The 13,292-nt window shown below is 42.1% G+C and carries 9 protein-coding genes and 1 pseudogene; 5 read left to right on the plus strand and 5 right to left on the minus strand.

Annotation, left to right across the window (positions count from 1 at the left end):
- Positions 1-349 precede the first annotated feature (349 nt).
- From KME09_20360 to KME09_20375, 4 genes are all read right to left on the minus strand, one after another.
- Entirely contained in the window at positions 350-3,640 is a 3,291-nt protein-coding gene (locus tag KME09_20360) for a response regulator (protein MBW4536294.1), read from the minus strand.
- Positions 3,637-4,113 carry a response regulator gene (locus KME09_20365; GenBank protein ID MBW4536295.1) on the minus strand — a complete coding sequence of 159 codons (477 nt, stop codon included), beginning with the start codon at positions 4,111-4,113 and terminating at the stop codon, positions 3,637-3,639. Before KME09_20365 ends, KME09_20360 begins: the two co-directional genes overlap by 4 nt.
- Positions 4,110-6,395 (minus strand): GAF domain-containing protein, encoded by a 2,286-nt coding sequence (locus tag KME09_20370; GenBank protein MBW4536296.1) that lies wholly within the window; start codon positions 6,393-6,395, stop codon positions 4,110-4,112. The genes KME09_20365 and KME09_20370 overlap by 4 nt, the downstream gene beginning before the upstream one ends.
- Positions 6,396-6,544: 149 nt before the next feature.
- The gene (locus KME09_20375) at positions 6,545-6,910 is read right to left on the minus strand and encodes a hypothetical protein (GenBank protein ID MBW4536297.1); all 366 of its coding nucleotides are present in this window, start codon (positions 6,908-6,910) and stop codon (positions 6,545-6,547) included.
- 130 nt (positions 6,911-7,040) lie between these two features.
- Here KME09_20375 and KME09_20380 point away from each other — a divergent pair, with 130 nt between their 5' ends.
- Complete coding sequence (locus KME09_20380; GenBank protein ID MBW4536298.1) at positions 7,041-8,969, plus strand: hypothetical protein; 1,929 nt, start codon at positions 7,041-7,043, stop codon at positions 8,967-8,969.
- A gap of 586 nt (positions 8,970-9,555) precedes the next feature.
- Entirely contained in the window at positions 9,556-11,052 is a 1,497-nt protein-coding gene (locus KME09_20385) for a DNA integrity scanning protein DisA nucleotide-binding domain protein (GenBank protein ID MBW4536299.1), read from the plus strand.
- A 258-nt stretch (positions 11,053-11,310) separates the two neighbouring features.
- Here the strand turns inward: KME09_20385 and KME09_20390 are convergent.
- Positions 11,311-11,688 (minus strand): annotated as a pseudogene (locus tag KME09_20390) (chlorophyll a/b binding light-harvesting protein).
- Between the two features lie 260 nt (positions 11,689-11,948).
- On the opposite strand from KME09_20390, the gene KME09_20395 reads away from it, so the two are divergent.
- The 3 genes from KME09_20395 (at position 11,949) to urtE (ending at position 13,223) form a co-directional block, all read left to right on the plus strand.
- Positions 11,949-12,131 (plus strand): hypothetical protein, encoded by a 183-nt coding sequence (locus tag KME09_20395; GenBank protein MBW4536300.1) that lies wholly within the window; start codon positions 11,949-11,951, stop codon positions 12,129-12,131.
- Positions 12,124-12,351, plus strand: coding sequence for a mechanosensitive ion channel family protein (locus KME09_20400; GenBank protein ID MBW4536301.1), 228 nt, complete (start codon positions 12,124-12,126; stop codon positions 12,349-12,351). Before KME09_20395 ends, KME09_20400 begins: the two co-directional genes overlap by 8 nt.
- A gap of 143 nt (positions 12,352-12,494) precedes the next feature.
- Positions 12,495-13,223, plus strand: coding sequence for an urea ABC transporter ATP-binding subunit UrtE (gene urtE, locus KME09_20405; protein MBW4536302.1), 729 nt, complete (start codon positions 12,495-12,497; stop codon positions 13,221-13,223).
- The last annotated feature ends 69 nt before the right edge of the window (positions 13,224-13,292 follow it).

Below are 13,292 nucleotides of genomic sequence, written 5' to 3' on the forward strand. Positions count from 1 at the left end.
TAGCGCATGATATACAATCCTTTTTTGCATCTTATATATTTACTGAAAGCTTTATAAGACGGGATTTACAGAGAATTTCAACGATGGAGTTGGGAAATATAGCCGTACAAAATTAGTGGCGCGTTTTGAGTGTGAATCTTCATACTCAAAAGCCGCCACAGCGATAGACAATTAGAGTTATCGGCTCGAAGGAGTAGATAGCAGGTAGTAGGTAGTCCTAAAGGACGACGCGTAGCTAGTCCTAAAGGATAAGCTCCGCAAATGCGACACGAAGTTAGTCCTTTAGGGCTTTAGCATACCGCTTCGCATATAGGTAGTACTAAAAAGATGAAGATAATTTCTATCTTGTTTAGCTGACAACACCTGATTGATTTCTCACCAGGGTTAACATAGTTTGGATTAATTGGTTTGCATCAACGGGTTTGGGAAGATGCTCTTGAAAGCCACAGCTTAAAGCTCGTTCTCGATCTGTTTCTCCCGCGTAGGCAGTTAAGGCGATCGCTGGAATCTGCCCTCCCTGTTCTGACGGTAGAGAACGTATCTGTTCGATTAGGCTATAGCCATTTGTTTCTGGCATACCAATATCGCTGACCAAAATATCGGCTGGAAATGATTCGAGAACCTTTAAAGCTTCAGTGGCAGAGGCGACAGTCATAACTTTTGCGCCATACTGAGTGAGCAACACATCGAGTAATTCACGGGCATCTAGTTGATCGTCTACACAAAGAACTTGAATCCCAGTTAGATCTAATTCTCGATTTGATAAATTATTGTTTTGCTCTATCTCTGGTTCAAGGTTGATTAATGGCAATCTAACCGTAAAGGTAGCACCCAATCCTTCACCATCACTCTGGGCTGAAATTGTGCCACCGTGAGCTTCAACCAAATGATAGACGATCGCCAAACCCAATCCTAATCCACCATGGTTGCGGGTAATCGAGGCATCTTGTTGGCGAAAGTACTCAAATATATGGGGTAAGAAGTCAGAGTTAATACCTTTGCCCGTATCACTAACCGTAATTTGTGCCAAATTGTCTATCTGTTCTAAGCAAATGTCTACTTGTCCACCAGCTGGAGTGAACTTGATCGCATTAGAAAGCAAGTTCCAAATAATTTGCTGAAGTCGCGTAACGTCACCAGCTATTTGCCCAATATTTGGTAAAACAAGGTTAAGAGAAATCGATTTAGCAACTGCGGCTGTTTTAACAGCTTCAAGCGCTGACTGAATTGCGAGTACAAGATTAAGGGGAGTGGTGTTCAAGTTCAGTTTCCCGCGTAAAATTTTGGCAACATCAAGCAGATCGTCAATCAATTGAGACTGTAACTTGGCGTTACGTTCGATAATTTCTAACCCTTGAGCCATTCGCGATTGGTCAAAATTTTGAGTTTGCAACAGTTGCGACCAACCCAAGATCGGATTGAGGGGCGATCGCAATTCATGGGAGACAATCGCCAGGAACTCATCTTTAATGCGGTTGGCTCGTTCAGCTTCCCCACGAGCTGCTTTTTCCCACTCCAGAGCGCGATCTCGTTCTATTTCTAGTTGTTTTTGAGCTTCAATATCTGTTGCTGTACCAAACCATTTAACCACTTGACCTTGCTCATTTTTTTGCGCGATTGCTTGATGTAAATGCCAACGGTATTTTCCATCTGAGCGTCGCATTCGACCTTCAGCTTGATAGTATGCATTATTGCTTTGTATGGCTAATGCCCATTGCTGATTAAGATGTGGCGCATCTTCTGGATGGACAACTGTTTGCCAACCTAAAGTTTGTATTTGTTCGAGGCTTAAACCAGTGAAATCTAACCACCGTTGATTGACGTTTAAGATTGTACCTTCTTGACTTGCTGTCCAGACCAATTGAGGGATTGATTCGATTAAACACCGATAGCGTTCCTCGCTTTCTCGCAAATCTAATTCTGTCTGTCTGAGTTTTTCAATATCCGTATTGGTGCCAAACCAACGCACAATTTCTCCTTGCTCGTTCCGAATGGGAATAGCACGGGAGAGAAACCAACGATATTTGCCATCTTGACCTCGTATGGGGAAGGTATCTTCCCATGGCTCGCCTATTTCAATAAAATGACGAAAATACTTGACGACTCGCTCGACGTGTTCGGGATGATGTACCTTCTGCCATCCCCACCCCTGCATTTCTGCCAAAGTAGTTCCAGTGTAATCGAACCAGCGTTGGTTATACCAAAAGATCCCGCCACTTGCATCTGTCATCCAGGCAAACTGTGACATATTATCTGCTAGGGTACGAAAGCGTTCCTCGCTTTCTCGCAAATCTAGTTCTGTCTGTTGGCTTTGGCTGATATCCCGCGAAACTGCTAGCAGTTGTACTACTTGTCCTGTAGCATTGAGAACTGGTGAAATGATTACATCCCAAAATTTTGGTGTTCCTTTAGCAGTTGCACAATAGCCTTGGAATCTGCTCAATTTTCCTGCTTTAGTTAGAGCGATCGCTTTTTCCATTTCTGGCTGTATTTCATCTGACCAGAAACAAGACCATTTTTGCTGGAGATAGTCATCTAGATTATCGATTTCCATCAGACACATACCACCAGCGTTCATATATAAGAGCCGTCCATCTAGATCTAGAAGTTTGATGCAGTCGCTACTGCTTTCTAACATCCGACGTTTCAGCTCTTCACTTGATTGTACTTGCTGATATAACTGTGCCTGTTGCAAAGCAATGCTGACGTGGGTTGTTAACTGCTGGAGTAATTCAATTTCTAGAGTTTGCCAAACTCTAGGCTCAGAGCAGTGATGGGCAATCAGTAGTCCCCAAAATTGGTCTGCGTGCATAATCGGGATAACTAGATTAGCTCTGACTTGGAACTGAGCCAGCAGTTCGACATGACAAGGATCGATGCTACCATCGTAAATATCAGATTTTGCTCTCACCCAACTCTGACGATAGATTTCGACGTAGTTCTCGTTGAAATGGGGATCGCAATTTAACACTGCGGGTCGCTCGCGCCGAAGATTATTGTCAGCCAAGCAAGGGTCATAAAAACTTGAGGATTTGAGCGATTGCCACTTCTTGCTTACCGATTCGGCAACCACTACACCATTACCATCGGGCTGCAACTGAAAAACAACGACGCGATCGGTATGGAGAAACTGCCGTACTGTATCTACGGTAGTCTGAAAAATCTGCTCCAGATTCAGCGATTGGTAGATTTGCTGAGTGATCTCGCCGATTAATCGTTCTCCCTCGATGCGCTGTTGCAATTGGCTGCGTAACTGCACTGCTTCAATTGCGCCATTTACTGCTACTTGTAAGCTCTCTGGGGAAATCTGTCCCTTGACTAAATAATCTTGAGCGCCAGCTTTGATCGCCTGTACAGCGATCGCTTCATTTCCTTGTCCTGTCACCACCAAGATAGGTAAAAAAGGCTGCTGTGTTTGTAATTTAGCGAGAAATTCCAGACCGTCAAGATCTGGTAAGCGGTAGTCGAGCAAGACAACATCTGGCTGCTTCTGTTGCCATAGTTCTAACCCCTGTCGTCCTAGTTCTGCTTCTAAGATTATGTAGGAGTACTCTCGATCGCGTAACAGGTAACGTCGATAGAGTTCTCGGTCTTCTGCTGAATCATCGACAATTAGGACTGTACGTTCTGGCTTACTCATAATAGCTTCTGTTCGTAATTTGGCAGAATGTTTACTTCAAACCAATAATCCACAATTGTCTGGATACTTCGCTTTAACTTAGCAAAATCTATTGGTTTGACAATGTAGCTATTGACTCCGTACTGATAGCAAATGTCAACATCTTTAGGATTGCTGGAGGTGGTAAAAACGACGACTGGAATTGATTTTAGATTATCATTTTGTTTGATTTGATACAATACTTGCCGTCCGTCCGTTCCTGGTAGGTTTAGATCGAGTAGAATCAGGTTGGGACGTGGGGCAAGCTCAGGATTGGCATATTGACCAGTCCGTAAGAGAAATTCCAATGCCCGATCGCCATTATGACAACGATAAATAGGAATACCCAATTGAGAACTGCGTAGAAACCGTTGCAGTGTTTCAAAATCTTCGTCGCTGTCTTCGACGATCAACAAAGATGACGTTTTGTTGACAGCATTTAAAACATCGCTCATGTAATCTCCTCACTAGCTAGAGTGAAGTAGAAGGTACTACCCACTCCAGGGGTGGATTCCAGCCAAATTCTCCCCCCGTGCCGTTCCACAATTTTGCGCGAGATGGTTAAGCCTGCCCCATTGCCACCACCATATTCATCCCTGCCATGTAAGCGTCGGAAAATCTGAAAAATCTTTTCCTGATGTTCTTGGGGAATGCCAATGCCATTGTCACGAATATAAAAGACACCAGTGGCTGAATCTTCTCTTGTCTCCTCATTTCTGGGCAAAAAGCCAATTTCAATCGACTTCTGGGGCTTGTCATTATACTTGATCGCGTTACCGATCAGGTTGGTAAATAGCTCGTCGATCTGAGCGCGATCGCAATTAATTATGGGCAAAGATTGAGGTATGTGAAAATCGATTGGGTTTTGAGGTCGGGAAATAGTCAAAGTAGCGATCGCATTTTGCACGGAGTCATTTAGATCGACTGGCCGTCGTCTTAGTTCTGCTCGTCCCAAGCGCGAGAAATGCAATAGAGAATTGATTAAATCCTCCATGCGCTGAGTCAAGCGCACCAAAGTTTGTAGTTTGGCTACACCATCTTCTGCTAATACATCGACGTAATCTTCGAGTAAAAAGTTGGCATAGTTGTGAATACCTCGCAATGGTTCCTTGAGATCGTGAGAGGCAATATAGGCAAAGGAATCTAATTCTTCATTACTACGCTGGAGTTCGACATTTTTTGCTGCTAGTTCATCCGCCTGTCGCAGCACAATCCCTACTAGTAGGCTTCGTAGTTCAGCAACCGCTTCGATTTCGCAGGGTTTCCAGGGTAGGGAATGGCCCTGTACCGTTTCTTGCCACAAAGCAAAGGATTTGCGTGGAGACAAGCGCTGGCTGCCGTCATCCGCGACTTCTACGGGCTTATGGGGATTGCCACCCCAGTTAACGGTTTGCATTACTTCTGGACGAAACCAAAGGATGTAATTGCGGTGAATTGGAGAAATTTCTAAAGCTAATACCCCGCTGGCAGATTCTTTGTAGGACTTGGCTGCGGGATAAACCGTCGAAAGCGATCGCGTCTGGAATAAATTATGCTGCATCTGCGGTTTAATCCAATTTAGTAGAGCAGGAAAATCCTCGCTGGCAGGGGTTTCACCAATACCCATATAGCGATCGCCACTGCACACCATTGCTCCAGTTGCACTGACTAACTTCAGTAGTTGCGAATCCATCTGTACCAGTCCGTCTAGGAAATATTCTGCTTGCGATAGAGATTCGACAAATTTTGTTTGTAAGGACTTTAATTGTATTTTGTAGTCCAAGTCAATTCTGGCTTCTTTATTTACCAACTCCAGCGACATCACCTGTCCGATAAACTCACAAGCGGTTCGTACGACGTAAGGAACATACTTGGGAGATGAATGATGACAGGCAATTAAGCCCCAAAGTTTTTGGTCTTGTACTAAAGAGATGCATAACGTAGCAGCTACGCCCATATTTTGCAAATATTCTAGATGAAGTGGCGAAACGCTCCTCAACACAGATAAACTTAAATCGAGCGGTTGTTTAGTTAGAGGATTGTTCTCAGGAATCACGGCTATAGGCTGGTAATCGACATCGGGAATGAGCCGCAGCCAGTTGAGGGTGTAGAGATGTCGAGCTTGTTTTGGGACATCGCTTGAAGGATAATGCAAGCCTAAATAAGAGGTTTCCAGGTCTGTATCTTCAGCAATAACTTTTCCCGCGCCCTCCTGATCAAATTGATAGACCATAACGCGCTCGAATCCAGTAATTCGACGCACTTCGCTGACGATCTCCTGACACATTTGCGGTAGGGTAGTAGGCTTTTGAATTTTTGAGATCGTTCCCCTAACCTGTTGATAGAAATCGAAAAAATCTACTTTCCTCTGAGTCTTTTTCGGTTCGAGTTCCAATAGTATCAACCCATCCCGCCGATGCAAAATTCCCTCAAATTGAAGTGATTTTTTTTCACCCTTAATTGAAAGATTTAGCGGATTGACATTCTCAAAGTCTCCAGCCAAGCATTGCCCAATAGTAGCGATTTGTTTGGAGTCGAATAGATCTGATAGTGGTCGTCCCAACAAGTCTTGCGGTTGATGCCCTAGCAACGCCAAGGTATTGCTGCTGACCTGAACAATTTCTAATGTTTCTAATGTGTCATGGAGAACTAGCAAAACTCCGTGGGGCTGAATCGCGCCAGGAATACTGATGGGTTCGCGATCGCAATTGGTTAAATCGACCGTTGGAACGGGTACGCTGTTTGATTCAATACTCATTCTGTTCTTTGATGGAAAATAGCGAGCGAGGAGCTAGTAACGCTTTTGCTGCTAGTCTCCTTCTAGAGGAAGACGAAATTTTTGAGCATGTACACCTAAAGGATCATAGCATATTTGTCATAACCCCTATCAAGGTAGGGCGTAGTAGTTCATGCCTCGACTGATTCAAAATAGTGACAACCTTGACAAGGGCCTTCGGGATTGACGGCACAGCGGATAATTTCTGAGCGCGCATTAAAGCGACAGTTAGCGTTCCCAATAATATAGCGATCGCCTATTTGAGTAGTTTCTTCGGGTCTTTGAGATTCTTGAACATGAAGGGTTGCTTTATCAAAGCGGTAGCCACCAACTCGGTATTGATAGAAGTGGTGACGTTCTAAAATGGCATAGGTTTTACCTGCAAAGTCTAGATAGTTGCCTGGCTGAAGACGACGATCGAGATTGAGTCTGCCAATACATTGACGAGCAGGGGTAAGAATAATTTCTGTCGGTAATAGGTTTTTCTTGCTCGGCATGAATACTGGATTTAAAGTCTGAACTGATCGCAATAGGAATATTTAACCGTTATTTTAACTAACTCATGTCAATTAACCAGCATTTTGGGGAATCATAGGCTCAATAATGCTGTCTTATGGGTTGGATATCATGGAACAATTGATTATTAAAGCTTTAAAAGCTGCTTGTGGCAATAAAAATATCAAGTTTCAAGTAATTGTTCAAGACGAGCAACTCCATATTTACGTCAATCATAGACAAGATTATCAGCTTAACTACTCGCTTTTAACCGACAACGTTACTGCTGCGATCGCATCTTTGGCTTTGGATCAGATTAACAGCTTTTGGTTATATGGTCGTCCTTTGGGTCAAGTTGAACCAAACTGGCAAGTTTTTATGGCAATACCCAGCCACGACCAAGACAAAATTGAAGATACGACTGGCAACACAGATAATTTGGAGCATCTAGAATCAGAACTCGATCTTGAAGATCTGGGCAACTTTGATTTGGCGACTAGCGGTACTACAGGAGATGCAGGATTATTAGAGCAGGATGTGAGCCAGAAAACTCAAGTTACTGATGTTGTTAGCTTTGCTGAAGCAAATAGTAATAGTAATGGTGATACTGGATTGCTACAGGATCGGGGTTTAATTCATGGTCGTCCTTTAAAAGAAGCGGAGATCAATTTTTCTGACTATTTAAACCACACTACAGAAGCTGCTAATTTAACTGCCAACAATAATTTAGCTCAATACTGCTTGATCAGTAACCAAGAGTTGCTGACAGGGGAAAAAGTTGCCCCCAGTAAAAAAGTAATGCGGTTAGTGAAATTTTTTCATTATCTAGCTAATAGCGATCGACAGCAGCTATTACCAATATTGGAGAGCTATTTTCGAGCGAGTGTGATCGATCGAGGACAAGAAATCTCACCCACCATTCAAAATTGGTTAGAACAGATTAGCGCTCTTGAAGATGAGGAACGAAGTCTATTTGCTCTTTGGTTCAGTTGCTACTGCTTCAATCCGACGGTAACTCTAGCAGAATTTAAGACCATCTCAGCTCAAACTAGCCCCCAGATCGAGATTAAACCAGCTAATCGCGCTACAGAATCTAGTTTTGTCCCTGTTGACGATGATTCTCCGCCGTCATCGATCATAAATCTAGATCGAACAAAATTTCAGCGTTCCCCCATAGTTAAACAGCTAATCTTACCTGGAATCTGGATTTTGGTGACGATAATTTTTATCCTGCTGGGAATCATTAATCACAACTCTCAGACTGTAATCAAATCAACACACATTCCTGCTCTTTGTCGCACTACAATTGGTTCTCCTGAATACTGCCGTTTAGCGGTTGATTTAGCTGGTCAAAAAGCGATCGCTCAAGCACCAAAAACTCTTTTTCCCCTAACCAAAGTAACCGAAGCTGTCGCCAACTATGGCTGTGCCAGATACGCCAACCTCAAAGCAGATGTTAGGCAGATTGCTCCAGAAGTTACTCCCGTCATCTCTAGCCATGGCGAAAAGATTTTCCCTCATATTTATGTAGTTCAAGCCCAGCAAAAAAACGCTAAACAGTCAAAAAATATTAGAGTCGGATGTGTTTATACTACTGGAAATAACCAGCGATCGCCCAGAAAAATAGTTGCCGATCTAATTCCACTCAACTGGCCCATAGAACAATATCAAAAACAGACGGGACAGTCTAATTATCTTTCCTTGGGCATATTTACTCAGCCGATTAATTTGGGTTTATTTACCATCTTTGCCGCCTTGGGAACTGCGATCGCCTCTCGGTTAAATCTTGGTTTGAAAATTCAGCACACCCACACCATCTATTTAGTAGGGCTAATCTTAGGTGTAGTGCAGCTAATTATTGCCTTATTGCCATTTTTTGGTTTACTAGGGGCGATTTTTATCCCCATCTCAACAATACTACTCGCCAGCTTGTTACTTGAGGATTTCCAACTTAACTGGAAACGTGGCTATCCTTCCATTGCTATTACCATATTGGCGATCGTGGCTACCCAGTTTTTACTCTCTAGTCTCTGCTTAGAATTAATTAACAGCTTGGCTTGAAACACAAAGAGTAATAGCGCCTCCTTGCTCTCGATCAATTTGTTTGGCAAATGCTTGGATCATCAGCATAGAAGTAGTCGGTAGGGTGGGCATTGCCCACCCTACTTAAATGAACCCAGTATTTTAGCTTAGACGCGCTAGTAGGTTGGGTTGAGGCACGAAACCCAACGATTAAAAGATTTTGTTGGGTTTCACTATCGTTCTACCCAACCTAGCAAGTCTCTTATTACTTTTGAAAAATGGTATAAGTTACTCATCGAGTTTTTAAAGTTAGATTAATTCTCATATCTTCTTTGAACATTACATATTGAGCAATACAGCGCATCAAACTCAATCTCACACTTATTTGTGATCGAGATCATAGTTGTCAGTTAAAAAATAGAACATATTAGAGAAGAGATAGAGCTATGCAACAGATACTTTCTGTTACATCAATCATCCCCCAGTTTGGTACCTGGGGGATTTTTTTTGGGGAAAATTACCAAATTAAGTTGTTCAAACTTTGATATTTTGCAAGATAAACTTGATCTAGGCCTTGACTAGCAATCAAAGCGAGCTTGTATCTCTCAAAAAACATGACAACCTAATGCAAACCAAGATATTTATGTGGCGCTGGCAACATACATTTCAAGCTGCGATCAAAAATCTGCTCGAAAGTATTTTACAGATTCTTGAGCTACCGATCGCCTCAAATATTTTTGTTTTGGGTATTCCGCTCACAACTCAAAACGTACCTCAGATCTTATTTCACCAAGAAAACTGTGGCTTTATTGCCGATGACTTCGAGCAGGTATTCTCTATAGCAAAACAGAACTTCGACAACGATCCCGAACTGTTATTTTTTAAGAGTGCCAGCCATCTTAATCAGGCTCATAGAGATTCTCTTTACCCTAAAGCTCTACGTTCTGCTGTACAGTCAATTCTTCAGCAATACGATCGCCAACGAGAGCAGGTTTCCTTTTGTAGCTTACCAATCCAGAAAAACGATCACTGGATTATGACGATAATTCAGCTTCAGCAGCAAGACTTTAATCGTCAATATTGCCTCAATAAAGCAACCCATGAACTACCTTCAATGCAAGAATATCGGATTGAGCGCTGTTTTTTGGAAGCCCTGATTTATCAAGTATTGAAAAAAGGTGAATTAGAATTACAAAATAATTCAGCAGGACACACTCTATCTCTAGGTAATTCAGAGAGAGTGATCGAAGACGCTGCTGCTAATCTCTTGCAATCAGTAGAGGTACATATTAACCAGTGGCAACAAGTCGATTTATTATCTTTTGCCAATGCGATCGCTGCCGAACGCTATGAGGGTGCTGCTAGTGAGGGTAGACTGATTATCTGTCATAAAGATCATCCTGATATTGCAGCTAAGGTTAAATTAGCAAAGCCAATTAAAATTTATAATTATCGCGGAATTCGCAAACTATTAGAAGTATCTAGTAATAAGATGGCTTTGTTATGTGATATTGAAACTGTCTGGGGATTAGGACTTCCTTTGGATACCTATCAACCTAGTCTCGAAAATTTATTTGAAATTAGATTTGCTGAAAATCAAACCTGGGAATTGGTTCATGCAGAAAATATTATGCTGCGGGTTAAGTATCGACAAGCAAGACTACCCAGGGCGCGATTCGATCGCCAGCTATTTTGCCACCATGTTGCTCAATTGTTTCAAGTTAATGCAACAACAGCAAATTTATTAGTTAAAGCAGTAGAAGCAGCGATCGAGCAACGCCACGGTACGATGTTGGTTATTACTTCAGAAGCGGAACAAGAAACCCAACGATTAGCAGCTCAAAGTACTGTAATTGAACCAGTTATTGTCTCTCAAAGTATTATTTCTCATTTATCCAACATAGACGGGGCAATTTTGCTCTCCCCAGAGGGAATTATTTATTCTTTTGGCGTAATTCTCGATGGACAAGCTTCCAAAAATGGTAGTTCTAGTAGAGGTGCTAGATATAACTCTGCCATTCGCTATATTGATGAAATGAGCCACAAAGTTAACTGTTTAGCTCTGATCGTGTCGGAAGATGGTTATGTAGACCTATATTCTACTTTAACCAATCATTCATGATGGTTTGTTACTATAGCTATTCTAGTCACTGAGGTTAGGCAAAAAAGCTTATGGTTAATTAACTGCTAATTAACTACAAACGATAATACTTATAATTGCATACATTAAAATTTGCAACGATCAAACAAGAAAAGCTCAATGCAAAGTATGGTCTGCACTAAGCTATAAATGAGAACGCGATCGCAACAATGCAATTGGAACTTTACCCCGATCTCCAGCCCACTGTATAGCTTACTGTATAGCTGGTTTTGTCGCTTCTTATGGTTTGCCGACCATAGATTCATCTGATTGGGGAGTTCCCGCATTGTCTAAAGCTGTAATTACTCGGTTGAAATCAAAGCCAATTGCTCTTAGAGCGTGCCAAAGATGACCTTGAAGGAAGAAAAAGGCTAGAAAGAAATGAGCGTTAGCTAGCCAACAACGGGCGGTATGAACACCTGGAGCTAATGCCACGGTATCGGTAAAGTAAGGTACAATTCCCAACTTGATCTCCAACAGTGCGCCATAAAATTCTGGAGGATAAGCCAGTGTATTAACGGCACAGTAGTATGCCGCGACAAAGCCAGCTAAAGCAATACCACCCAAGGAATAGGATAAGATTGCCTCTCCCGAAAAGATTAACTGTTTCTTTGCCCAGCCCAATTGTTCTACCGTGTACACACAAGTCAAAGTAAACTATCACAGAGGAGCTTAAAAAACATTTTAGGATAGATGGACAACCCAATACTGGTTCACGCAGAAAAATTCAAAGGCAAGACATTTGGAGACCCAAGATTGCTCAAAAGGGGGTAGCATTATATGAAGCATTACAGGAACATCAATCAGTCAAAATCCGCCAAATAAGTCGAAATAGAGCCGAACAAGTAGGATATTATCGCTTTTTGGAGCATGAAAACGTGACAGTATCAGAACAAAGACAAAGTATTGCCCAGCATTGCCAACAAAACTTAGAAGAACGTCACGTATTAGCAATAAGTGACAGCAGCGAAATTAATTTGCAGTCTCATGTAGGAAGACTGAAATCAGAAAACTTGGGAGTAGTAGGAAATAACATAGATGTAGGATTTTACACTGATTAAAACTGCTGATATCACTGCTTGGGTAGTAGGTGTAGTTACAGCTTGTATCATTCCTTTTCCAGGACTAAGCGTAGGTGATATTATTGCAACTCTGGGATTAAGCACTGTAGCAATAGGTTTTACTTTTCAGGATATATTCAAAAATTTCTTAGCTGGAATTTTAATCTTGATTCAAAGACCATTTCACATTTTAGAAACAAAGGTTCAGACAGATATATAGCCGTACAAAATTAGCGATAGACAATTAGGGTGATTGGCTTCATGGGTAGTAGGTATGGCTATATATTCAAAATTATCTAACATCAGCACTTAGGCTAGTTGCTAATAATAAATTAATCAAGCAAATCTAAAAAATAAATATCAATGAACAATCAACAAGCAACAGATTTAATGCTGAGGGTATCTGACTTAAATGTTTATTATGGTGAAAGTCATATTTTGCGTAATGTCGATCTCAGTGTGGCTGCTGGGGAAATGGTCTGCTTGATCGGACGTAATGGTGTGGGCAAGACGACGTTGTTAAAGACGATTATGGGCTTGCTTCCACCACGCACGGGAGAGATTTTTTTAGGAGATAGACCCTTAACTAAACTAACCCCAGATCGCCGAGCAAAGTTGGGTATTGGCTATGTACCCCAGGGCAGAGAAATTATTCCCCGCGTATCGGTTCAGGATAATCTGCTACTAGGTTTAGAGGCAAAACCCCAGGGTAGGAAGGGCAATGAATCGATTCCTGAAGAAATATTTGAGCTATTTCCCGTGCTGAAAACCATGCTGGCGCGGATGGGGGGAGATTTAAGTGGGGGACAACAGCAGCAGCTAGCGATCGCTCGTGCTTTGATGGGTAAACCTCGTTTATTGGTGTTGGATGAACCTACTGAAGGTATTCAGCCCTCGATCATTCTGGAAATTGAGGCAGCGGTCAAACGAATTATTGCTGCTACTGGTATTTCTGTCTTGCTAGTTGAGCAGCACCTGCACTTTGTCCGTCAAGCAGATAAATATTATGCGATGCAAAAAGGCGGTATTGTGGCATCTGGCAGCACAGAGGAATTGAGCCGAGAAGTTATCCAGCAGTTCTTGGCAGTTTGAATCGGTTTGAATCTAAGTAAATGCTATCTTTAGTCTCAAGGACTTGGCTTAAATAAATAGTAGAATCAC

The sequence above is a fragment of the Pleurocapsa minor HA4230-MV1 genome (assembly GCA_019359095.1).
Lineage (GTDB): Bacteria > Cyanobacteriota > Cyanobacteriia > Cyanobacteriales > Xenococcaceae > Waterburya > Waterburya minor.